This is a genomic window from Candidatus Pedobacter colombiensis (assembly GCA_029202485.1).
GTDB classification, from domain to species: domain Bacteria; phylum Bacteroidota; class Bacteroidia; order Sphingobacteriales; family Sphingobacteriaceae; genus Pedobacter; species Pedobacter colombiensis.
Genome location: CP119313.1, coordinates 5,060,569 through 5,083,397, shown reverse-complemented (window position 1 = coordinate 5,083,397; position 22,829 = coordinate 5,060,569). Strand labels below are relative to the sequence as shown.

20 protein-coding genes are annotated in these 22,829 nt (G+C 39.6%); 11 read left to right on the top strand and 9 right to left on the bottom strand.

Annotated features, from left to right (window positions below):
- Nucleotides 1–109: 109 nt before the first annotated feature.
- From P0Y49_21175 to P0Y49_21165, 3 genes are read left to right on the top strand one after another with little or no spacing between them, the layout of a single operon-like run.
- Nucleotides 110–742 (top strand): peroxiredoxin, encoded by a 633-nt coding sequence (locus P0Y49_21175; protein ID WEK19291.1) that lies wholly within the window; start codon nt 110–112, stop codon nt 740–742.
- A gap of 16 nt (nt 743–758) precedes the next feature.
- Complete coding sequence (locus tag P0Y49_21170) at nt 759–1,070, top strand: thioredoxin family protein (protein WEK19290.1); 312 nt, start codon at nt 759–761, stop codon at nt 1,068–1,070.
- Complete coding sequence (locus P0Y49_21165) at nt 1,067–1,318, top strand: hypothetical protein (protein ID WEK19289.1); 252 nt, start codon at nt 1,067–1,069, stop codon at nt 1,316–1,318. The genes P0Y49_21170 and P0Y49_21165 overlap by 4 nt, the downstream gene beginning before the upstream one ends.
- A 65-nt stretch (nt 1,319–1,383) precedes the next feature.
- On the opposite strand, the gene P0Y49_21160 is transcribed toward P0Y49_21165, so the two are convergent.
- The 5 genes from P0Y49_21160 to P0Y49_21140 all read right to left on the bottom strand — a co-directional run bounded on the left by P0Y49_21160 (nt 1,384) and on the right by P0Y49_21140 (nt 8,843).
- Nucleotides 1,384–3,972, bottom strand: a complete 2,589-nt coding sequence (locus P0Y49_21160) for a phosphoenolpyruvate carboxylase (GenBank protein ID WEK19288.1) — start codon at nt 3,970–3,972, stop codon at nt 1,384–1,386.
- Between the two features lie 322 nt (nt 3,973–4,294).
- Complete coding sequence (locus tag P0Y49_21155; GenBank protein WEK19287.1) at nt 4,295–5,842, bottom strand: DHA2 family efflux MFS transporter permease subunit; 1,548 nt, start codon at nt 5,840–5,842, stop codon at nt 4,295–4,297.
- A gap of 3 nt (nt 5,843–5,845) precedes the next feature.
- Complete coding sequence (locus tag P0Y49_21150; protein ID WEK19286.1) at nt 5,846–6,889, bottom strand: HlyD family secretion protein; 1,044 nt, start codon at nt 6,887–6,889, stop codon at nt 5,846–5,848.
- A gap of 21 nt (nt 6,890–6,910) precedes the next feature.
- Nucleotides 6,911–8,227 (bottom strand): TolC family protein, encoded by a 1,317-nt coding sequence (locus tag P0Y49_21145; protein WEK19285.1) that lies wholly within the window; start codon nt 8,225–8,227, stop codon nt 6,911–6,913.
- Complete coding sequence (locus tag P0Y49_21140) at nt 8,217–8,843, bottom strand: TetR/AcrR family transcriptional regulator (protein WEK19284.1); 627 nt, start codon at nt 8,841–8,843, stop codon at nt 8,217–8,219. The genes P0Y49_21145 and P0Y49_21140 overlap by 11 nt, the downstream gene beginning before the upstream one ends.
- A gap of 131 nt (nt 8,844–8,974) precedes the next feature.
- On the opposite strand from P0Y49_21140, the gene P0Y49_21135 reads away from it, so the two are divergent.
- The 3 genes from P0Y49_21135 (at nt 8,975) to P0Y49_21125 (ending at nt 12,317) form a co-directional block, all read left to right on the top strand.
- Nucleotides 8,975–11,488, top strand: coding sequence for a glycoside hydrolase family 9 protein (locus P0Y49_21135; protein WEK19283.1), 2,514 nt, complete (start codon nt 8,975–8,977; stop codon nt 11,486–11,488).
- 62 nt (nt 11,489–11,550) lie between these two features.
- Nucleotides 11,551–11,730 carry a hypothetical protein gene (locus P0Y49_21130; GenBank protein ID WEK19282.1) on the top strand — a complete coding sequence of 60 codons (180 nt, stop codon included), beginning with the start codon at nt 11,551–11,553 and terminating at the stop codon, nt 11,728–11,730.
- A 32-nt stretch (nt 11,731–11,762) separates the two neighbouring features.
- On the top strand, nt 11,763–12,317 hold the full coding sequence (locus P0Y49_21125) for a DUF2911 domain-containing protein (protein WEK19281.1): 555 nt from the start codon (nt 11,763–11,765) through the stop codon (nt 12,315–12,317).
- Nucleotides 12,318–12,330: 13 nt separating this feature from the next.
- Here P0Y49_21125 and P0Y49_21120 read toward each other — a convergent pair whose 3' ends face one another.
- Nucleotides 12,331–12,654 carry a multidrug efflux SMR transporter gene (locus P0Y49_21120; protein WEK19280.1) on the bottom strand — a complete coding sequence of 108 codons (324 nt, stop codon included), beginning with the start codon at nt 12,652–12,654 and terminating at the stop codon, nt 12,331–12,333.
- 106 nt (nt 12,655–12,760) lie between these two features.
- On the opposite strand from P0Y49_21120, the gene P0Y49_21115 reads away from it, so the two are divergent.
- Nucleotides 12,761–13,327 (top strand): Crp/Fnr family transcriptional regulator, encoded by a 567-nt coding sequence (locus P0Y49_21115; GenBank protein WEK19279.1) that lies wholly within the window; start codon nt 12,761–12,763, stop codon nt 13,325–13,327.
- Here the strand turns inward: P0Y49_21115 and P0Y49_21110 are convergent, their stop codons facing one another.
- Genes P0Y49_21110 through P0Y49_21100 form a run of 3 tightly spaced genes read right to left on the bottom strand, consistent with a single transcriptional unit; the run spans nt 13,328 to nt 15,445 of the window.
- On the bottom strand, nt 13,328–13,750 hold the full coding sequence (locus P0Y49_21110) for a hotdog fold thioesterase (GenBank protein WEK19278.1): 423 nt from the start codon (nt 13,748–13,750) through the stop codon (nt 13,328–13,330).
- Entirely contained in the window at nt 13,747–14,250 is a 504-nt protein-coding gene (locus P0Y49_21105) for a DinB family protein (protein WEK19277.1), read from the bottom strand. Before P0Y49_21105 ends, P0Y49_21110 begins: the two co-directional genes overlap by 4 nt.
- Complete coding sequence (locus P0Y49_21100; protein WEK19276.1) at nt 14,228–15,445, bottom strand: HAMP domain-containing sensor histidine kinase; 1,218 nt, start codon at nt 15,443–15,445, stop codon at nt 14,228–14,230. Before P0Y49_21100 ends, P0Y49_21105 begins: the two co-directional genes overlap by 23 nt.
- Before the next feature lie 89 nt (nt 15,446–15,534).
- On the opposite strand from P0Y49_21100, the gene gltX reads away from it, so the two are divergent.
- The 4 genes from gltX to P0Y49_21080 all read left to right on the top strand — a co-directional run bounded on the left by gltX (nt 15,535) and on the right by P0Y49_21080 (nt 22,811).
- The gene (gltX, locus tag P0Y49_21095) at nt 15,535–17,043 is read left to right on the top strand and encodes a glutamate--tRNA ligase (GenBank protein ID WEK19275.1); all 1,509 of its coding nucleotides are present in this window, start codon (nt 15,535–15,537) and stop codon (nt 17,041–17,043) included.
- A 71-nt stretch (nt 17,044–17,114) separates the two neighbouring features.
- Complete coding sequence (locus tag P0Y49_21090) at nt 17,115–17,954, top strand: neutral zinc metallopeptidase (protein ID WEK19274.1); 840 nt, start codon at nt 17,115–17,117, stop codon at nt 17,952–17,954.
- A gap of 122 nt (nt 17,955–18,076) precedes the next feature.
- Complete coding sequence (locus P0Y49_21085) at nt 18,077–19,201, top strand: hybrid sensor histidine kinase/response regulator (protein ID WEK19273.1); 1,125 nt, start codon at nt 18,077–18,079, stop codon at nt 19,199–19,201.
- A 16-nt stretch (nt 19,202–19,217) separates the two neighbouring features.
- On the top strand, nt 19,218–22,811 hold the full coding sequence (locus P0Y49_21080; protein ID WEK19272.1) for a response regulator: 3,594 nt from the start codon (nt 19,218–19,220) through the stop codon (nt 22,809–22,811).
- Nucleotides 22,812–22,829 lie beyond the last annotated feature (18 nt).

Genomic DNA, 22,829 nt, shown 5'->3' with positions numbered 1-22,829 from the left:
TATGCCTATCAAGATTAAGTATCCCTAATATCCTAAATACGGTTGTTTTTGAGGGTATATAGCCTTACCTTTGCACTGTCAAAAAAGAACAATAAACACAAAAATAATTATGGCAATAGTAGGTAAAAAATTCCCGAGTGTAAGCATCGATGCAATGTCAGAAATGGGTGATGATTTAAGGATCAACATCTTTGAAGAAGCAGTAAGTAAAGAGAAAAAAGTTTTATTATTCTGGTATCCAAAAGATTTCACTTTTGTTTGCCCAACAGAGTTACACGCTTTCCAGGCAGCTTTACCTGATTTTGAAAAAAGAAACACAATTGTAATTGGTGCTTCATGTGATACTAACGAAGTTCACTTCGCATGGTTAAATACAGCAAAAGAGAATGGCGGTATTGAAGGTGTAACTTATCCGATTCTGGCAGATGCACACAGACATTTAGCTAACATTTTGGGTATTGTAGATCAGGAAGTTGAATATGATGAAGAAGGAAATGAGTCTTTCTCTGGTTCAAACGTAACTTACAGAGCTACTTATTTAATTGATGAGACAGGTAAAGTGTTCCACGAAAGTGTTAACGATATGCCTGTAGGCCGAAATGTAAAAGAATATTTGCGCTTAATTGATGCTTATGCTCACGTTCAGAAACATGGTGAAGTTTGCCCTGCGAACTGGGAAGAAGGCAAAGAAGCAATGAGCGCGAACAGAACCGGTGTTGCAGAATACCTGAGCGCTAACTAATAAAAAATTAAAAAATATGTTTTTAGAATTAACAGAAGATAATCTTCAACAGTATGTTGCTGAAAACAACAAGGTAATGGTTCAGTATGCTGCATCCTGGTGCGGAAACTGTAGGATCATGAAGCCGAAATTTAAGAAGTTGGCTGCTGAAAATGAAGATGTTACTTTCTTAATCGTGGATGCTGAAAAACTTCCGGCTTCACGTAAACTTGCAAACGTTGATAATTTACCAACTTTTGCAGCCTTTGAAGGTGGGGCTTTGGTTGACCAGGTTCAAACCAATAAGGCAGAAGTGTTAAATGAATTATTTGATAAAATAAAATCATGAAAATACCAGTTATAAGGCAGCTATTCCAAAATAGCACTCCTGAAAACCTTGAAGCAACTTTAACTGTTTTAGAGGCTTTCTGTGAGTTCAGAGGAGTAAATGAGGAAGAAATTGATGTGGCTGGCGAATTGATTACTAATATCTGCGGGGCACTTGAAGTTCATGAAAGTGTAAAGGCAGGTGCAGTTGAAAAAGATGCGCTGAATGCATTTGGGCAAAAAGTTATGGGCTCAATTGATAGACATTAATTTTTGATACACAAAAAAGGGAGGTTCCAATTGCTGGAACCTCCCTTTTTTATGCATTATGCTTTTTAAGCTAGGTTACGGCCGGCATTTACAATGCCATATACCGTTCTAATGGCTAGTTTTTCGTACGATTGCTGCTCTTCATCTGTAATTTTAGATTGCAGTTGTTCCAATGCGTAGTGCTGGATGAGTACTAAAGGGAGTACAATCTTCTCTCTGACTGCAATAGAGCTCTTCTCAACGGGGTAATTCTCCATTAAGGCCTCATGACCCGACAGCTTCAATAACATGTGCTTAGAGAGCTCAAATTCGTCGTGTAGGATTTTCCAGAAGGCGCCATATTCTTTGTCATTTGCAAAGTGAGCAGTTATAGAAAAATCAGATTTGCTCATAGACATCATACAATTGTCTACGATGGTTTTAAAATACCCTGATTCCTGATAGGTCTTTACAACCTTATCCCAGTTGCCTTCGGTTTCCTGATTTTTTAAAGCTGTTCCCATTCCATAAAAACCGGGGATGTTTTGTTTTAATTGACTCCAGGCGGTTACGAAGCTAATTGCTCTAAGATCTTCCAGCTTTAAAGCGCCTCCGGAGTTACGTTTTACCGGTCTGCTGCTAATGGTGATTTTAGACAAGAGGGTTAGAGGAGAGAATTTCTCCAGGTAACTTAAAAACAGGGGATGCTGACGTAAAGCAAGGAAGGAGTCGTAACTATCTTTTGCCATTACATCAAGTAGGTTTTTGTGGAGCGGGTCGAGCAGGATATTGTGTGTTTCTTTTATTCCTGCTGACATACCGGCATTGATCAGCTGTTCGATGTTAAATTCTGCACTGTCGATTGATCCGTACTGTGAACTAATGGTTTGCCCTTGTATAGTTAACTGGATGTTTTTGTTGGCAATCTCTTTACCCATAGAGGCATAGAAACGGTGTGTTTTACCTCCTCCGCGTGAAGGCGGGCCTCCACGGCCATCAAAAAATGCAAGTTGTATGTTGTGCTGGTTTGCAATTCCTGTTAAGGCGACTTTGGCATTAAAAATAGACCAGTTGGCCATCAGATAACCACCGTCTTTGGTGCTGTCTGAGAAGCCCAACATAATGTGTTGTTTATTGCCGCGGCTCTTTAGGTGCTTTTTATAAAACGGATGTGCATAAAGCGTGTTCATAATTTGATCTGCATCGGCAAGGTCATGAACGGTTTCAAATAGCGGTACGAAGTCGATTGAGAGGTTATCTTCTTCCCAGCCATTCCATAAGAAAAGCTCCATTAGTTGCAGGATATCGCTTGCTTGCTGACAATTACTGATAATGAAACGGTGGCAGGCCAGTTCTCCATTACTTTCCTGGATCTGCTTGATCTCTGCGATGGTTTGCAGGGTATCCTTTACCAACGAGTCTGAAGATTCAGGAACATTTAATTTAGCGCTTTTGAACGACAGATTTTTAATCTTTTCTTCTTCAGAAAGGCTATCGTAGTTTTCAGGGAATAAGGAGACAATTGGCTTGCTTTGGCGGCAGAAAGCGTGAACGTTTCTAAGTACCCTGCTGTCTTGTCTGATATCTAAAGATGCGAAATGACTACCATAAAGTTCTACTTTTCTGATCAAATCGGATGCTACATCAGCAAAGAGCCCATCATGGTCTTCGTTTAAAGTGGTTAGGATCTTATTGAGGTTTTCGATTAAGAAATCAGCAATATTTTCCATCTTGATATTTGGATCGAAAGCATTTTTGTACAATACGTCTTGTACAATTGCAATGGTATCTTCGACTCCTCTGAAGGTAATACGGCGTTTAAGGTTCCTGAAGTCGCGGTAGTAGCACCTGAATAGGATTTGACGTAGCATTTTAGATACTTGTATTGTAGAGTCGGCATGTACATTCGGGTTGCCGTCTCTGTCTCCACCGGGCCAGAAGCCAAGTTCGATGATCTTTTTTGATTGCAGGTTATAATCGTTCAGGCTTTTATCTACTTCTGATTGGATATTGGCAGCAGCAAAGTAAAATACGTTTTCAAGGTACCAGGCCAGACTTAAGGCTTCGTCAACAGGGGTAGGGGACTTCTTGTTAAAGAAGGGAGTCTTGCCTAACTGTTGTAAGAGCAAGTTAATGGTTGATATATCGTTGGTCTTGATTGCGGTCGTTAAGTCGGTAATGATCGACAATACGCTACCTGGGTAAAACTGTGTTGGGTGTGCAGTTAATACAAGACGAAGAGAAAAATCTTCAATTAGTTTTTCAATCTTATCATTAAGGGCCTTATTGTCAATACCCTTTTTAAGGTAGGACAATAGGGCATTGTGCTCATCAGCAGCATTAAGCTTATTGAAGGAAGCATCTTCAACTGCATCGAATAATACAACCTGACGCTCTATATATTGTATAAAACGGAATAAAAGGTCTATAACATCCTTGTTTGAATGCTTTTGGGTATACTTCTTGAAAAAAACATTAATAATCTCTGCGGGAGTATCATGGTTGTTTACACCATCTTCGCAGTATTTTAGAAAGAGGGGTAATAAAGTACCGGTGTCTTTAACTTTGTAAAACGGAAGGGTTAGGAAAAGGCTATTATAAAGTTCGAACCGGGATACGACTTCATTGTTAAATATAGACTCTCTCTGACCTTTTGCTCGTTGTTTTTGCATCATAATTGGAAGGAAATATTTTCGCGCTTAATCTAGCAAAAATGATCCAAATAACTGCTTAAACAGGCAATAAATTTATTTGTATTTATTTGGTGAAATCTCTAACTTAGTTGCGTAGAGATTCAAAAAATCTTTAAAAAGGGTTTGTGTATTTAAGCGGAGACGCTGAAAAATATACAATTTAATTGTTATTTTTTTGGGGTAAAAGAGGTTGATTCATCGATAAAAGGATGGTCAACCTTTTTTTATGATCTATTTTTTTATAAAAATGCCCCCATAAGTGTTTAGCTTTTTGGGGGCATTCTATAATGATACAGGCGCTTTTTTAGTGCAGATCTGCTGGAACTTCGACGTTCTTCTTAAATTTCTGTAGGTATAGTAATGGGATGGAGCAGAGCAGAATAAGTCCTGCTACCCAATAAGCATCGCTATAGGTAAGTAATAAAGATTGCTTAGTTACCGCCCCATCGATTGCTTTAATGGCAAGCGCCTTGGCATCAAGATATGAATACCCCTTGGCCATAAAATTGTGTACAAAGGCATTAAAACGATCAGTAAAGGCAGGGTTATACTCATTGATATTAACGAGTAGGTTGCTGCGGTGAAAGCCCTGACGCACATGTATCAGTGTGGTTAAGGATGCAATACCAAATGAACCGCCCAATTGCCTCATCATGTTGTTTAATCCGGAACCTTGGCCAATTTCGTCGCCCTTTAAGTCCTGAATTGCCAACGTGGTTAATGGAACGAATAGCAGAGCCATACCCACACCACGTATAATTAATGGAAGGAAAAAGTCATTAGTGCCTGATTCTAGTGTGGATTTGCTCAACATAGAACAGAAAACAAAGAATAGGAACATGCCTATGGTTGCCATGAACTGTGCCGGTATGTTTTTCTTGAGCATAATCCCTACAAATGGCATCATTACAATAGTACATAGCCCTCCTGGGAATAAAAGTTCTCCGGTTTGAAGGGGTGAAAATCCAAGTAGGTTCTGACAGAATACAGGAAAAACGAACACTGAACCATATAGTCCAAACCCTAAAACAAAGGAGGTAAACATCCCGACAGAAAAGCTTCGGTGACGTAGGATCTTAAAGTTTACAATAGGGTGGTCTGTACTAAGCTCTCTCCATATAAATAGGATTAAGCCTAGTACTGAGGTTACGGCAAGCGCTACAATGTAAGGGGTGGCGAACCAATCTTCGCTTTCTCCTTTTTCCAGAACGGTTTGCAAACTTCCTACAGCAATAGCTAATAAAAGAATACCCCACCAATCTACAGGCGTTCCTTTTCCATACTTTGGTGTTTCCCTGACAAAGGTATACGTACAATAGGCTGCGAGGATTCCGACGGGAATATTGACATAGAATATCAATGGCCATGAACTGATCTCGAGCAAGTAACCTCCTATTGTAGGACCAACAGTAGGGCCTACAACAGCTCCAAGTCCAAATAAAGCTGTAGCGATACCGACATCTTCACGGGGCCAGGTTTCTATTAAGATCGCCTGTGCAGTTGAGATTAAGCCTCCTCCTGCCAGTCCTTGCAAAATCCTGAAGGCAATGAGTTCTTCGAGGCTAGTTGCGTTTCCGCAAAGAAAGGAAGCAATGGTAAACAGGATTATGGAAAAGAGGAAGTAATTTTTACGGCCAAAACGGCTACCCAGCCATCCTGACATTGGTAATACAATTACGTTTGCAACTGCATAACCGGTAGATAACCAGGCTACATCTTCGAGAGTTGCACCCAGGTTACCTTGTATTTGAGGGATAGCCACGTTTACAATAGTGGTGTCAATCAGCTCCAATAGCGAGGCTGTGATCACTGTAAATGTGATTATCCACTTTTTTAAACCTTTCTCGGCCATTGTTTAGTCTTTTATAGAAACAGAAACCTTAACGCTCATTCCTGGGCGCAATTTTTCAAGAACATCTTTTGGAGTTTTTGTTATTTTTATTTTAACAGGTATGCGTTGTACAACTTTAACAAAGTTACCTGTTGCATTATCAGGAGGCAGAAGTGAGCCTTTTGCACCGGTAATAGGTGCAAAATTATAAACTTCACCTTCCATAGTCTGATCTGGATAAGCATCAACGGTTATTTTAACTTTTGAGCCGTGTTTGATGTCTTCTAGCTGAGTTTCTTTAAAGTTTGCAGTAATGTATAAGCTGTTGTCATTTACAATAGAAAATAGAGATTGACCCGCTTGCACGAGTTGTCCTTTTTGAATATTCTTTTTAGATACGATACCTGTAGCCGGGGCTTTAATTTCTGTATAGGATAGCTGCAATTTTGCAAAATCTACATCTGCCTGATGTTGCGTTACACTGTTGCTGCTTACTGCCAATTGGGATTGTGTAGTCCCAACTTGCTTTACAGCGGCATTGTATTGGTCGTTTGCTGCAGTGAAGGCTGCCTGAGCGGCTTCTTTTTGTGCTTTTGCCTGATCAAATTGTTGTTGGGTAATAGAACCATCTTTTACCAAGTTCTGGTAACGGTCGTAATCTTTTTGTGCCAGATTTAATTTTACTCTTGCAGCTTCGATATTGGCTTTTGCAGTACTGGTATTGGCTGCAGTAGCGGCAATCTGTGATTCAGAAACACCAACCCCTGCACTTGCACCCTTTTGTCCGGCCATGGCCTGTTCCAGTTTTATTTTGTAATCGTGGTCATCCAGCTTAACCAATACATCACCTTCGTGAACCCTGGTGTTTTCTTCGAAATTAATGTCTTGTACATAGCCTCCAACACGGGAAACTACCGGACTGATGTCTCCATCAATCTGGGCATCATCGGTATCTACGTGCTTGCTGTAGTAGATATATTCTCTGGTTCCAAATATTGCACCCAGGATGAGGAGTACCCCTAATATGATCGGGATAACTTTATTCTTTTTTTTCTTTTCAGTTGTCATTGCCTAATTTGTTATGGTATTTTATTGAGAAATTTTTCCGGTAGATTTTAATAAAGTGTAATAAGCTAGTCCGGCATCAGCTCTGGCTATTTCTAAGTTAATTTTAGCCTGGTATAGTAAGGTTTCTGCATCTATTCTGTCTATTGCTGAGGCTACGTTATTTTTGTATTTTGATTCCATTAATTTATCATTCTCTGTAGCCTGTGCAATTGATGTTTCCAGCACATTGATCTTGTCGAGGGCTAGCTGATAATTTTGATAATTTCTGTTGATCTCTGTTTTAACCTGATCAGAAAAGATATCTTTTTGGATCACAACCTCTTTTTGTTGTATTCTGGCATTTGTTACTTTATTCTTATTTGTCCACAAGGTGCCTATATTCCAGGAAGCGGTTGCACCGATGGTTACCGGCAGAATGTATTGGTTGGCTGAAGGAATAAAGCTGCCATTTGGATTGATATAGTACAGATTTGCACCTACACCCACAGTTGGTAAGGTATTGGCTTTAACAGATTTTATGTTTACGTCAGCAACTTTGTTCTGTATATCCAGTTGTTTCAATTCCTGTCTGCCTGTAAATCCCATATCCAGGTAGTTGCTTAAAGGTGCTAAAGCCTTCAATTCTTTGGTCGGGTCTGTAATTTCAATTTGGGTATTTTCGTTTAGGCCCAGTAGAATATCGAGGTTGTAGTTGATAATTTTTCTGTTGTTTTCGGCCTCCATACCAGTAAGGGAGATATTTGCACGTTGAAGTTGAAATCTTAAAACATCGTTTTTGGTCACAATACCTTGTTCAAAAAAACGCTGGGATTGCTTTAGTTGACTATCAATAGACTCGATATTTTGAGCAATTACCTTTTTGCTTTGCAATACTTTAAATAAAGAATAGTAGGTGTTGATAATTGCATAGCTGATCTCTTCCTTGTCTTTATCTGCATCCAGTTTTGCTACATCAGCAAGTAAACGGGTAGACTCTTCAGCATATTTCAGCTTTCCTCCTCCATAAACAAGTTCTTCGACCGCTGCGGTGCCAATAAAAGCATCTGCACGCTTCGGTAAGTTGATGAGATCACTTCCGCCGATGCTTAAGGTGTTGTTCGGAATTTCTGCATGGCTGTACATAAAAGAAGCCTTTGATGTAGGTAAAGCATTGTCTTTAACCATTTTCAGATTTGCGATAGCCTGATCTACCTTATTTTGGGAAAGTTTTAGGTTCTTGCTATTCTCTATCCCAAGAGCAATAGCTTCCTGCAAACTTAGTTTTTTGATGTCCTGGGCATAGAGGATCCCCGGAACAAGGAACGCTAAGAAGCTTAATTTGACTGATTTATGTATCATTTTTTGGTGTTAAATACGTGATGATGAGGTCTTTTAAATGATTTATTAAGCGGGAAGTGATCAACTTTCTGTCTTCTTCATTATTGATATCAAGTGTTGTGCCAGAGGTGATTTTCGAAGGGGATGTTGCGACATTACTTATTGTTCCCATAATGGTGGCAATCAGCATTCTAACGTCTATTTGTCTAAAGCTTCCTTCATTTATTCCATCAGTGATGATCTTGTCTATCATCATGAGGTTTTGGGACATTGCATTTTTAATCTTAAAAAACATTTCCGGGCGGTGTGGCATGGAGAGTTCTCTGTGCATCATTTTATGAAAACCAGGACTGGATAGGGTTTTTGTGGCATAGCCTTCAATTACTTTCAGTAATTTCTCCATCCCAGATAGGTTATTTTGGTTGATGCAGGAGAGCTGCGCATTAAAATCAGCAATTCGTTGGCTCATGATTTCCATGAAGACACCTTCTTTTGACCCAAAATAATAATTGATCATTGCCATATTGGCTGTGGCATCTTTTGCGATTTGCCGGGTAGAAGTAGCTTCGTAGCCCAATTCGATAAATAGCTTTTCTGCTGCTTCGAGAATATTAGCCCTTTTATCTATTTTTTCCATTTTTATTATTTGTGGCGCCAAAATTAATCAATCGATTGATTGGTTGTATTTAGTGAAGAGACTTTTTGTAATAATTGACGAAATGCTGACAAGGGTTTGTTATTTTTATAGCTCCCTAATCAACGTTCGATATGAAAAAGATGAATTTTTGGTTCCTATATGCCTGTTTTTTAGGAATAACACTCATTTCGCTTAATGGTTTGTCTCAGGAGGCCAATTCTGGCGGATCATGGATCAGAATAAATCTGCTTGGATATCAGCCGCAGTCTATTAAAGTCGCTGTGTGGGTAAGTAAAGATAAAAAGGATCAGCCTGAAAAATTTGAGATTATAGAAAAGGTTACCGGAAAAGTGGTGTACAGCTCTGAAAATGTTAAGCCTTTTGGTACTTATGGTCCATTTAAAGCATCATGTAGATTGAATTTTAGTGATTTTAAAAAGGCGGGTCATTATTTTATCAAAGCAGGAAATGCGGTTTCACCAGAGGTGGTCATCAACGAAGATGTGTATCGGCATACCGCTGATTTTGCATTGCGTTATATGAGGCAACAGCGCAGTGGATTTAATCCTTATTTAAAAGATAGTTGCCATACACAGGATGGATACACCATGTATGGTCCCATGCCAGATAGCACGCATATAGATGTTAGCGGTGGATGGCATGATGCTTCTGATTACCTTCAGTATGCCACAACATCGGCAAATGCGACGTATCATTTGCTTGCTGCATATCGGGATTTCCCGGAAGTATTTACGGATCAATATCAGGCCAATGGGCTTGAAGGAAAGAATGGACGCGCCGATATTTTGGACGAAGCGAATTGGGGTTTGCAATGGCTGTTAAAGATGCATCCTAAGAAAGATTGGTTGTTTAATCAGATTGCTGACGACAGAGATCATCAAGGGATGCGGTTGCCCACAAAGGATAATGTTGATTATGGGAAGGGTAAAGAACGGCCTGTTTATTTTGCAAATGGTAAACCTCAAGGTCTGGGCAGGTATAAAAGCCGGGCGACAGGAACAGCTTCTATTGCGGGGAAGTTTAGCAGTGCTTTTGCTTTGGGGAGTAGAATATTCAATGAGATTGATGCACCTTATGCTCAATTGCTTCGAAATAAATCTAAATCAGCATATGAATTTGGATTAAAGCAACCGGGTGTACAGCAAACTGCACCTAATCGGGCTCCTTATTTTTATGAAGAAGACAATTGGACGGATGATATGGAGCTTGCTGCAGCCGAACTTTATCAAAGTGTCGGGGGAAAACAATTTTTGAAGCAGGCAGTGAATTACGCGAGTCAAGAACCGGTAACACCCTGGATGGGGGCGGATACAGCAAGACATTATCAATGGTATCCATTTCACAATTTTGGTCATTATGAAGTTGCTAAAACAGGTGATAAATTGGTTTCTGAAAAGGCGCTATCTTATTATAAAGAGGGATTGGATCGGGTTTGGCAAAAGGCAAAGCATAATGCGTTTTATAGGGGTGTTCCGTTTATCTGGTGTTCAAATAATTTAACAACTTCGTTTGCTATTCAGAGCTTCTTATACCATAAGGAAAGTGGAGATGACAGTTATGAGGAGTTGGCACAGGCAAATTTTGACTGGTTGTTTGGTTGTAATCCTTGGGGATCTACAATGGTATACGGGTTACCAGCCGGGGGAGAGACCCCAAAAGATCCGCATTCTGCATTTACACATTTGTTTCAGTATCCGATAGATGGGGGATTGGTTGATGGACCCGTTTATGGTAGTATTTATAAAGGCCTCATTGGGATCACTTTATACAAGCCGGATAAGTATGCCGAATTTCAGTCTGACCTGGTGGTTTACCATGATGATTTTGGGGATTACAGCACGAATGAACCTACTATGGATGGAACAGCTTCATTGGTTTATTTACTGGCGGCTTATGACAGCAGGACAAAGGAGGAGATATCTCAATTTAAAAAAGATAACGGAGCTATAATTAGGGGAAACATAAATGAAAAAAAGATTGCGTTAGTCTTTACGGGACATGATTATGCCGATGGTGTAGTGCAAATCAATAAAACCTTAAACAAGCATAAGGTAAAAGGATCTTTCTTTTTTACTGGTGATTTTTACAATAATACAGGATTTAGTCAGCTCATTAGATCACTTAAAACAAGTCATCATTATTTGGGGGGACATTCGAATAAGCATTTGTTGTATTGCGATTGGACTAACCGGGATAGCTTACTGGTTACAAAAGCAAATTTTCTGAAAGATTTAAAGGCTAATTATGAGGCGATGGGCAGATTTGGGATTGATAAACGCAATGCGCCTTTCTTTTTGCCTCCGTATGAATGGTACAATCAGAGGGTTGCTGACTGGACAGCTGATGCTGGGTTAACGCTGATTAATTTTACACCTGGAACGCGTTCCAATGCGGATTATACTTACCCGGAAATGGGTAAACGCTATGTTGGAAATCAGGAGATTTATAAGTCTATCATCAGTTTCGAAAATCATCAGGGGCTGAATGGTTTTTTACTGCTGCTTCATGCCGGTACCGATCCAAGAAGAACGGACAAGTTTTACAATAAATTAGATGATTTGATTACTTATTTAAAAGAAAAGGGCTATAAGCTGGTAACGGTTAATGATTTGCTAGGGAAATAAAAGGGCAATATTTGTTTACAGATAAAATAAATCAATATCTTTGAAGCCTAAGAATTAGTATAATGATTAAAGAAGAGAACAATAGTTTTGATTGGGTTTATTATGTTATGGGCCTGTTTTTTGGTGTTTTAACTGCTATAATTATATCGGGTAGTTTTGGTGGAGCTGTGTTAGGAGGGATTATAGGGTTTATATTCGGCGCGATTTTCTTAAACGGAATAGTTAAAGGCCGTCATTATTAATCTTAAATTATATTAATTTAAGACATCTTCTGATGAAAAGATTAAGTTTTATCGCAGTGCTTGCGATGTTTACTTTTGTTGCTGAAGCACAGGAGCCAAAATTTGCTCCTGTTGATGCCAGTCCTGCTGATATTGTCTATTTTCCTTTAAATGCTGCAAAAGCAAAGGACGATTCAACCCCATCTATAAAGATAATCTATTCCAGGCCGACTAAAAAAGGGCGTGAAATATTTGGGGTGCTGGAGCAATTTGATAAAGTGTGGCGTGTTGGAGCCAATGAGTCCACAGAAATCAAATTCTATAAGCGTGTAAATATTGGTGGAAAATCTGTTAAAGCCGGTTCTTATAGTTTATTTGCAATTCCTAATCAAGATAAATGGACTTTGATCATTAACAAGCAGACAGATCGTTGGGGCGCTTTTACTTATGACCAGAATAAAGACGTTGTTAGGGTAGATGTGCCTGTTAAAACATTAGATAAGCCGCTGGAGTCTTTTTCTATTACATTTACTGCTCAACCTCAAGGCACAAACATGGTTCTTGCCTGGGATCGAACTTTAGTTGAGCTTCCAATTGTTATAAAATAGTTTTTGAACGGGCTTAATGTCCGCCCGCCAAAAACTTTAAGCCTAAAATTGAACCGATCAGAGAGGCAATAAAAAAGATTCTCCAGAAGTTAACAGGCTCATCAAAGAAGAAGATTCCAACAAGAACAGTCCCTACTGCACCTATCCCGGTCCAAACGGCATAAGCCGTACCCATTGGTAAAGTTTGGACAGCTTTGTTTAGTAGTAAAAAGCTAAGCGTGATGCACAGAAAAAACGCGGCGCTCCATCTAAAGTTACTAAAGTTGTTTGAAAGCTTTAAGCAAGTCGTAAAACCGACCTCAAAAAAACCAGCAATCACTAATATAATCCAGCTCATAATTTAAATATTTGAGGCAAAAGTACTTCGATTTAGGTAGGAAGTTTTTTACAAATGTTAAAAAATAACCATTGGGCTACTTTATCTTTACATAAACCTTAGCCAATTGCAAAACGTTTTAAATACACTAAAAGGCATTTATCCATTAAAAGAGTCGCATTTAAATCAACTGCTGGATTTGATGGAAAGGGTAGAGGTGCCCAAAAACCATCGGATCATTCATGCGGAAAGTGTCGAGAAGTCTCTTTTTTTTATTGAGAAAGGAATTGCACGGGCATTTTGTGAAGGACCGGAAAATCAGATAACTTTTTGGTTTGGCAAGGAGGGGGATATCGTATTTTCTTACAACAGCTATATCAATGGCTTGCCGGGCTACGAAAGCGTAGAAGTATTGGAGCATAGTGTGTTGTATGAAATAAAAACAGCGGCATTGGCAACTCTTTTCCAGAAGGATGTTGAGTTTGCGAATTGGGGAAGAAAGCTGGCAGAGCAGGAGCTTATCAAGACAGAGGAACGCCTTATTGCACGCTTATTTAAAACTGCAGCTGAGCGTTATCGGGAATTGCTGAACAATGATCCGGCCTTGATCCAAAGAATCCAGTTGGGCTATATTGCCTCCTATTTGGGCGTAACACAAGTAACTTTAAGCCGGATAAGGGCAGAGGTTAGATAATCAGGCTTTATTAATAACGGCTACTGTAAGCCTGCTGATGCAATTCATTTTTCCTTTATCATTATAGATCTTGATTTCCCAAACATGGGTTTTAGCACCAATATGGAGGGGTTTACAAATACCGGTTACCAAGCCTGATTTTACAGGTCTGAGATGGTTGGCATTAACTTCGAGCCCTACTGCCTGATATTTTTGAGGATCGATGCACATGTAGGAGGCGACACTTCCAAGCGTTTCGGCTAATACTACAGAAGCTCCGCCATGTAAAATTCCAGCAGGTTGGTGAGTACGCTCGTCTACAGGCATTGTTGCGGTCAACGCATCATCAGTTACTTCGGTAAACCTAATATCGAGGAAAGCCCCCATATGATTTGCAGGCCTATCATTTAGTTGTTCCGGTGTGAATTCTGTAAACCAGATCATAAATAGCGACTTTTAATGATTTGTACATGATGTATAATGTGGCCTGGGATTACATAGAGTAAAGCTCTTACAGTAATTTGCCGTTCAGATGCGGTTCCACTTCTATTCAATTCTTTTTCTATAAGGGAGTTGAATAAATACATGTTCGCTCTTCTAAGCAGGGAGAACTCTTCCGAAAGGCTCAATAAGCTCCTGTCCTGGAAGTGTGCGTGGGCTACATAGTCGTCTTCTTCAAACCCAGGGAGGGCGTGATTTTCTCCCCGCGCAAAGCAAGTTAAACGGTATACGAGAATACGTTCTGTGTCTATAATATGACCAATAAGTTGTTTAATTGTCCATTTCCCGGGAGCATAGGCATAGTCGGCTTTTTCAACCAGGTCATTCACAAAGTCGGGAAATTCTATAGCCTGCCTTTTTAATAATTCTAATACGTCACCTTCAACGAGGCTAATGTATTGTTCAGCCCATACGGGATACTCATGTGTTTGAGGTCGGTTCATAAGTAATACTGCTTTTTAAAATGATACGAAAGGTGGTGCCTTTACCGAGCTCAGAATCTTTAACAAAGATTTGACCATTATGGTAATTCTCCACGATTCTTTTGGTGAGGGATAAGCCTAAGCCCCATCCGCGTTTACGCGTAGTATAGCCCGGTTGAAATACCGCGTCAAATTTGGATCTTGCAATACCTTTTCCGGTGTCTGTTACATCTATAAAAACCTCTTCTTTGGTTAAGTTTTCGATGATGTTTATGGTGATATTCCCTTCGTTTTCAATAGCGTTTGCAGCGTTTTTCAGCAGATTTTCTATAACCCAGTCAAATAGGGGGACATTTAACAAGGCTCTTACCTGTTCATCTCCTATGATTTGGAACACGATTTTATCAGATGTTCGAAGTTTGAAATATTCAACGAAATTATAGATGACAGTGAATACCACATGATCTTCCACAATTGGTTTAGATCCAATTTTAGAAAAGCGATCAGTAATCACCTCCAGGCGTTTAATGTCGTTCTCCATTTCAGCAATTAGTGGATCATCTTCTGCATCAAATCTTGATTTGATCAGTTCTACCCAAGCCATGAGCGAGGATATTGGTGTGCCTAGCTGATGGGCGGTTTCTTTTGCCATACCTACCCATACCTGATCCTGTTCCGCTTTCCGTGCCGAACTAAAGGCTACGTAAGCAGTAAGTAAAAAGAGTCCGATTACAGCCAGTTGGATGTAAGGGAAGTAGCGGAGTTGGGTTAAAGTGGCAGAATCTTTATAATAAATGTACCAGCGGGTTCCATCCAATCCGATAATTGGTGTTGGTGGATGTTCTTTTTTCATTTTACGGAGTTCACGAGAAAAATAGGCCGGGTCGTAGGTCTTATTGGGTTGTTTTTCTACTTCGTAATTCGTTTTTGTAGAGTCTAGCCCCTGATAAGAAAGAATGGCTCCTTCAGAATCGATCATAATTACAGGGAGCTTGGTATTTGTTCGGATCAGGTCTATTAAACTGGTGTATCTATCATCGTCATACATAGCAAGGGACTGCTCAGTTACTTTTACATATAGCTGAAATTGAAGCTGTTCTTCACGTTCCATTTTTTTTACGAAGAAGTCGCTGTAAACAACAGACGCTGTGCCGATGACAATGGCAAAGATCAGTAAAAAGAATTTCCAGCGGCGTTTTTTCTCGTATGGGTTCATAGAATATGAAGGCAAAATACAAAATAGCATTCAAAAATGTATCAATAGAACGGTAACGCAGTAAAAAATATATCTTTGTACTTCGTAATATGGAAAAGAAAGTAAGAGTTAGATTCGCCCCGAGCCCAACCGGCGGCCTGCATTTGGGCGGTGTACGTACCGCTTTATTTAATTATCTGTTTGCAAAAAAGCACAACGGTACATTTATTTTGCGGATTGAGGATACTGATCAAACACGTTTTGTGGAAGGAGCTGAGGAGTATATCGTTTCCTGCCTTAAATGGTGTGGTCTTGTTCCGGATGAAAGCCCGGAGCGTGAAGGGAGTTTTGGCCCTTATCGTCAAAGCGAACGAAAAACTACTTATAAACAATACGCTGATCAGCTAATTGCTGATGGGTATGCTTATTATGCTTTTGATACGCCGGAAGAGCTGGATATCAAAAGAAAACAAATACCAAACTTTACCTACGGATTGGCTACAAGAGGAGAAATGCGAAATTCCCTTACTTTAACTCAAGCAGAGGTGGATGAACTATTAGCAAGCAATGCGCCGTACGTAGTTCGCATAAAAATGCCAGAAAATGAGGTTGTTTCTTTTACTGATCTGATCAGAGGTCATGTTAGTTTTGAGACTAACCTGGTAGATGATAAAGTTTTGCTAAAAGCAGATGGAATGCCAACCTATCATTTGGCTGTTGTTGCTGATGACAGAGCGATGGAAATTAGTCATGTTTTTAGAGGTGAGGAGTGGCTTCCTTCTGCGCCAATTCATATTTTATTATGGAGATACCTGGGCTGGGAAGATGAAATGCCTCAATGGGTGCATTTACCTCTGATTTTAAAGCCTGATGGAAATGGAAAGCTCAGCAAAAGGGATGGGGATAGATTAGGCTTTCCGGTATATGCACAAAACTGGACAGACCCTAAAACGGGTGATTTGACTAAAGGTTTTAAGGAGCTTGGTTTTATGTCTGAAGCTTTTGTAAACCTATTGGCTATGCTTGGTTGGAATGATGGAACTGATCAGGAAATATTTTCATTAACTGAGTTAGTCGATAAATTTTCGATCGAAAGAATCAGCAAAGCGGGTGCTAAATTTGATTTTGAAAAAGCAAAATGGTATAATCAGGAATGGATCAAACATACAACTGCAAAAGACCTGCTTCCCTTTGTAAAAGAAGTGTTTAATGCTCAGGGCACGGCTTTGGATGATGATGTATACCTGGAAAAGGTAATTGACCTAATTAAAGATCGCTGTACGCTGTTAACAGATTTTGTTGCGCAAAGTATTTATTTTTTTATCACACCATCTGCCTATGATCTGGATGCGGTGAAACCGAAGTGGACACCTGAAAAGGCAGGCTTTTTTGAGTCCTATGCTTTGGAGCTGAAGGATGGATTGACCAATGTGGAGCTGGAAGAAAAGTTCAAGTTACTGGCTGCTGCACATAATTTTAAACCTGGTGAATTGATGTTACCTTTTAGAATTATGCTTGTTGGTGGTAAGTTTGGCCCTGGGGTATTTGATATTGCTGTAGCTCTTAGTGCAGTCGAAACCACAAAACGAATCCATAAAGCAATTGCAGCCTTTAATTAAACTGAACTTTCTTTTAGTTTTGGTATAACAATTGTCCCAGCCTTTTATTAACCAAATTAAAAGGAATTTATATGCAATGGTTCGGTAAAGGAAGCAGCAATGTTGATGACAGAAGGGGGATGTCTGGCGGCAAGGTACTTGGCGGGGGAGCAGCAATTGTTGTTGTGGTACTTGGTCTTATTTTTGGACAGGATTTTACAGGTTTAGTTAATCAGTTGCCCATAGGTCAGGCACAAAATGTTGTTGGCAAGCATGGTGTCCCGGTGGATGCTGAAGGTAAATTTGTTTCCGGCGTTCTGGAGTCAACAGATTCAGTTTGGATTGCTCAGTTTAAGCAGATGGGAAGGGTATATGAGCCTCCTGTGCTTACCTTATTTGATAATAGCGTCCAATCTGCCTGTGGAAATGCAAGTTCTGCTGTGGGGCCTTTCTATTGCCCTGCAGATCACAGAGTGTATATTGATCTCACTTTTTATAAAGATTTAAAAGACCGGTTTGGTGCTGCAGGTGATTTTGCGCAGGCTTATGTGATTGCGCATGAGGTAGGACATCATGTGCAGAATCTACTTGGGGTTTCCGAACAGGTACAACGTGCCAGAGCTCAGTTGAGTGAGGTAGAATACAATAAGCTATCTGTTAAGTTAGAATTACAGGCTGATTTCTTTGCCGGCCTGTGGGCAAATCATGTCCAAAAACTCGCTAATTTTAGATTGGATGAGGGAGATATTGAAGAAGCATTGACTGCTGCAAATGCGATTGGCGATGATAAACTTCAACAGCAGGCTCAGGGGCAGGTTATTCCGGATGCCTTTACCCACGGTACATCTGCCCAAAGAATGTACTGGTTTAAAAAAGGGTTTGATACCGGTGATTTTAAGCAAGGGGATACTTTTAATTCCGCAAGCTTATAATTTCTTTTTTGCAATTAAATGATTGTTTATAAGCTTAAACTTATAAAGTTTATATAACTTTAATGCAAAACTAACGCCTTTACTGTACCCAAAACATTTAAAAGCCTTATTTATTTTTAATAATGATATTAATTGTAGATGATACCTCCGAGAATTTGATTTCTTTAAAAAGAGTTCTGGAGAGACATAATTTTGAGGTTGATACTGCATCATCCGGTGAAGAGGCCTTAAAAAAAGTACTTAAAAACGAGTATGTATTGATAATACTGGACGTTCAGATGCCAGGAATGGATGGATTTGAAGTAGCAGAAGCCATTTCTGGTTATAGTAGAGCTAAAGAAACGGCAATCATCTTTTTGTCCGCAGCAAATACAGAACTTAAGTTTATTGCCAAGGGATATTCTTCAGGTGGGCTGGATTATATCACGAAGCCGGTAGATATGGATATTTTGCTGTTAAAGGTGAAAACATTTTATCGTATTTATGAACAAAGCCGTAAGTTAATCGAAATCCAAAAGGCTTTGTTGGATGAGATCGAGTTCAGGAAAAGAGCAGAGCGAAAAAAAGACGAATTCATTAGTATAGCAAGCCATGAGCTAAAAACCCCCCTAACAAGTGTAAAAGGGTATGTACAGCTGTTAGCTCGCAGTGTAGATAAAGGTGATATTCCTACTGTAAAAAAGCATCTGGCTAAAGCTCAGGTTCAGTTGGAAAAGCTGAATGAGTTAATTGCAGATCTTTTGGATATTTCTAAAATAGAGAGTGGCAAATTAAAATTCAATAAAAAGTATTTTGAATTTGATGCGCTACTTGATTCTGTTATAGAGGTTATCCATCAGGCTAATCCTGAGTTTAAAATCAGCAGAAAAGGGAATGTTCCTAAAGAAATTTATGCTGATGAGATGCGGATTGAGCAGGTGATCGTTAATTTTTTAACCAATGCAATTAAATACTCGCCGGGAACAAACAAAATAGAGGTGAAAGTCGAAACAACAGCCGATCAATTATATGTTGGTGTTCGGGATTTTGGAATAGGCATTGCCCCGGAGCTACAAAAAAACGTATTTGAGAAATTTTATAGGGTTGAAGAAACAGCTATTCATTTTCAAGGATTAGGAATAGGGCTATATATTTCTGCAGAAATTATCAACAGACATGGTGGTGAAGTTGGCGTAAAAAGTAAATTAGGTGAAGGGTCGGAATTTTATTTTACCTTGCCTTTAATGGCCATTCCTGAAACGGAGTAACATAATAATAAGTCGTATGAGTAAGAAAACCATCAAAAATAATCTGCGGATTGGTCTGGGATTGTCATTGTTGATCCTTTTTATAACTTCTTTAGCTTCTTTTCTCAGTATAAGAGGCCTGATTAAAAGTGCTGAGATGGTTTCCGAAAGTAATAGTGTTATGTTTAAGCTGGAGGATATTATGTCCACCTTAAAAGATGCTGAATCAGGACAACGGGGCTATTTATTGACAGGGAGAAAAGATTTTTTAGAACCTTATCAAGGCGCGAAGGAAGTTGCTTTAGGATTGTTAGATAAAATTGCTGTAGAAACTGAAGGCAATCCCTTACAGCAAAGGAATGTAAAAAAGTTAAATGCGATGATCCAGGGAAGGCTGGAGATATTAGAACATACCGTTGATATAAAAAGTCGTGGTGGTTTTGTAAGTGTTGCTGAGCTGATCAGTGGGAAAGCTTACATGGATGGAGCAAGGGATCTGATAAAGATGATGGAGGAGGAGGAGCGTAGGGTTCTGAATTTGCGGACGGCTAGTTTAAATAAACTGGCAAATATTACACCTTCATTGATTTTGTTTGCTGCTTTTCTGGCCATTTTAATTACAATATTTTTTTACAGGAAGGTTTCGCTTGATTTTAATACGAGGGTAAGACTACAAGAAGAGTTACAGCATAAAAATGAAGAAATAGATAACAGGATAACTGTTATTCAGGGGATTGCCAATAGGATTTCAAATGGAGACTACCAGATGCGACTTGATGAAGAAGAAAAGGACGGTTTGGGTAGTTTGGCAGGATCTTTAAACGCAATGGCCGAATCCTTGCAGTACTCTTTTTCTTTATTGGCAGATAAAGAATGGCTGCAATCCGGAATCGCTGCGCTGAACGATAAAATGGTGGGAGAAAAAAGTGTTAAGCAACTGTCAAACGACATTGTAGAGGAAATTGTTGAGCGCACACATAGCCAGGTGGCTGCACTTTACCTGGTTGAAGAAGATAAGTCTTTACGCCTGGTGGGTAGTTATTCGCTAATGGAAGATTATAAGCGTAGAAATCTTCTTCTTGGGGAGGGAGTTGTGGGGCAGGCTGTTCAATCGGGTAAGCAACTATTGATCAATGATATTCCTGATAGTGAGTTAACAATTAGCTTTGCAATTGGAACTACACGGCCACGCAATGTAATTGCAATACCTATTTTTAGGGAAAGTGAAGTGATCGGAGCAATGGAGTTTGGCTCTTTGCAGATTTATACTCCGTTACAGTTGGATTTTTTTAATAGCATTTCACATAATATTGGGATTGCCATCACTGTCTCTCAAAATCGCAAAAAACTACAGGAATTTCTGGAGGAAACACAGGCACAGGCTGAGGAGCTTCAGGCGCAGCACAGAGAGTTGGAAGGCTTAAATGCTGAATTGGAGGCTCAAACGCAGAGAATCCAAACTTCCGAAGAAGAATTAAGGGTACAGCAGGAAGAGCTTTTGCAAAGCAACCAGGAGCTGGAAGAGCGAACCAATTTGCTTGAGGAAAAAAATAAGCTTATTCAGGAGCGGAATTTGGATATACAGCATAAGGCAGAACAATTGGAGCAGAGCACCAAATATAAATCAGAATTTCTTGCCAATATGTCTCATGAGCTGCGTACACCTTTAAATTCTATTTTATTGCTGTCGAAGCTGATGTCTGAGAATAAGGATTTAGATGAAGAGTATATCGAATATGCAGAAGTGATACAAAGTTCTGGACAGGGCTTACTTGGCCTGATTGATGAAATCCTTGATCTTTCTAAAATTGAAGCCGGTAAAATGAAGCTTGAATTTGGAGATGTCAATATTCAGGAGGTGGCAACTGATATGCGTGCGCTATTTAATCCGGTAGCAAAGGATAAACAACTGGAATTTGTTATTGATATTGATGACACCTTGACCACCATCAATACGGATAAGATGAGGTTGGAGCAGATATTGAAGAATTTACTATCTAACGCCATTAAATTTACGGCCGCAGGCCGGGTTGTTTTAAAGGTTAACAATGATGAGCAGGGCGATAACATTCTGTTTAAGGTTACAGATACAGGAATCGGGATCCCGGCAAGTAAGCAAGGATTGGTTTTTGAAGCCTTTCATCAGGCAGATGGCTCTACCCGCCGCAAATTTGGTGGAACGGGATTGGGCTTATCTATAAGTAGAGAATTGGCTAAGCTTTTAGGTGGAAAAATAGAGTTGGCCAGTAAAGAAAATGTTGGCAGTGAATTTACTTTCTCTTTACCACTGATTCGTAAAGAGCATATAGAAGAGGATTTGTCCGAGGATGCTGCTGTGGCTCCGCCTATTTATATGGAACGGATTGAGCCTGTGATTGCTGAACGTTTTACAGTTGATCTTATCCCTCAGGAAATAGAAGATGATAGACATAATATTCAACCGGGAGACAGGGTAATCCTAATTATCGAAGATGATACTAATTTTGCTAAAACCCTGTTAAAATTTACCCGGAAAAGAAATTACAAGGGTATTGTTGCCGTTCGTGGCGATATGGGGATCGAATTGGCGAATCTCTATCAACCCCTAGCCATATTGCTGGATATACAGCTGCCGATAAAGGATGGCTGGCAGGTAATGGAAGAGTTGAAAGCCAATCCTGCCACCAAGCCTATACCTGTTCATATCATGTCTTCTCTTGAAGTTAAGAAAGAAAGTTTATTAAAGGGAGCTGTAGACTTTATCAATAAGCCGGTTGCTTTGGAGCAGATGAAGCAGATTTTTCAGAAACTAGAAGATGCGCTGAGTCGGCACCCTAAGAAGGTGTTAATTGTTGAAGAAAATAAACAACATGCGGAGGCACTAAGTTATTTCCTGAGCAATTATAGTATACAGACTGAGGTAGCCAGTAATGTAACTGATAGTATTGGGGCACTGAATAAGAATGAAGTGGATTGCGTGATCCTGGATATGGGAATTCCCGATAAGAATGCCTATGAAACCTTAGACACAATTAAAAAAAGTCGCGGTCTGGAAAATTTGCCGATCATCATATTTACAGGAAAAAATTTGTCCAAAGGGGAAGAAAATCGCATTAAGCAATACGCGGATTCGATAGTGGTGAAAACGGCGCATTCTTATCAGCGTATTTTAGATGAGGCAGGGCTTTTTCTTCATCTGGTGGAGGAAAAAGAGCTTGATGGGAAGCATAAAAAAACACCTTCCGAAAACCTGGGGGGGCTATATGAAGTCTTGAACAATAAAACAGTGTTGATTGCTGATGATGATGTCAGGAACATATTCTCCTTAACAAAGGCGTTGGAACAACATAAAATGAAAGTTCTTGCAGCTACCGACGGAAAAGAAGCGCTACAAATGCTTAAAGAAAATCCATTAGTGGATGTGGTGCTGATGGACATGATGATGCCTGAGATGGACGGATATGAGACGACAAGGGAAATTAGAAAGATTCAAGCATACAAACAATTGCCGGTTTTAGCTGTTACTGCAAAAGCTATGATGGGTGACCGGGAAAAATGTATAGCTGCAGGGGCATCGGACTATATTTCAAAGCCGGTGGATATTGATCAATTGATTTCATTATTAAGGGTGTGGCTTTACAACAAGGTGTAGTCATAATTGACATGTTTT

Coding starts and splice junctions, on each gene's coding strand:
- P0Y49_21135 (WEK19283.1), top strand. CDS start 8,975: ATGAAAAAGATGAATTTTTGGTTCCTATATGCCTGTTTTTTAGGAATA.
- P0Y49_21160 (WEK19288.1), bottom strand. CDS start 3,972: ATGATGCAAAAACAACGAGCAAAAGGTCAGAGAGAGTCTATATTTAAC.
- P0Y49_21105 (WEK19277.1), bottom strand. CDS start 14,250: ATGAACCGACCTCAAACACATGAGTATCCCGTATGGGCTGAACAATAC.
- P0Y49_21165 (WEK19289.1), top strand. CDS start 1,067: ATGAAAATACCAGTTATAAGGCAGCTATTCCAAAATAGCACTCCTGAA.
- P0Y49_21170 (WEK19290.1), top strand. CDS start 759: ATGTTTTTAGAATTAACAGAAGATAATCTTCAACAGTATGTTGCTGAA.
- P0Y49_21100 (WEK19276.1), bottom strand. CDS start 15,445: ATGAACCCATACGAGAAAAAACGCCGCTGGAAATTCTTTTTACTGATC.
- P0Y49_21080 (WEK19272.1), top strand. CDS start 19,218: ATGAGTAAGAAAACCATCAAAAATAATCTGCGGATTGGTCTGGGATTG.
- P0Y49_21150 (WEK19286.1), bottom strand. CDS start 6,889: ATGACAACTGAAAAGAAAAAAAAGAATAAAGTTATCCCGATCATATTA.
- P0Y49_21125 (WEK19281.1), top strand. CDS start 11,763: ATGAAAAGATTAAGTTTTATCGCAGTGCTTGCGATGTTTACTTTTGTT.
- P0Y49_21140 (WEK19284.1), bottom strand. CDS start 8,843: ATGGAAAAAATAGATAAAAGGGCTAATATTCTCGAAGCAGCAGAAAAG.
- P0Y49_21090 (WEK19274.1), top strand. CDS start 17,115: ATGCAATGGTTCGGTAAAGGAAGCAGCAATGTTGATGACAGAAGGGGG.
- P0Y49_21130 (WEK19282.1), top strand. CDS start 11,551: ATGATTAAAGAAGAGAACAATAGTTTTGATTGGGTTTATTATGTTATG.
- P0Y49_21145 (WEK19285.1), bottom strand. CDS start 8,227: ATGATACATAAATCAGTCAAATTAAGCTTCTTAGCGTTCCTTGTTCCG.
- P0Y49_21155 (WEK19287.1), bottom strand. CDS start 5,842: ATGGCCGAGAAAGGTTTAAAAAAGTGGATAATCACATTTACAGTGATC.
- P0Y49_21110 (WEK19278.1), bottom strand. CDS start 13,750: ATGATCTGGTTTACAGAATTCACACCGGAACAACTAAATGATAGGCCT.
- P0Y49_21120 (WEK19280.1), bottom strand. CDS start 12,654: ATGAGCTGGATTATATTAGTGATTGCTGGTTTTTTTGAGGTCGGTTTT.
- P0Y49_21175 (WEK19291.1), top strand. CDS start 110: ATGGCAATAGTAGGTAAAAAATTCCCGAGTGTAAGCATCGATGCAATG.
- gltX (WEK19275.1), top strand. CDS start 15,535: ATGGAAAAGAAAGTAAGAGTTAGATTCGCCCCGAGCCCAACCGGCGGC.
- P0Y49_21085 (WEK19273.1), top strand. CDS start 18,077: ATGATATTAATTGTAGATGATACCTCCGAGAATTTGATTTCTTTAAAA.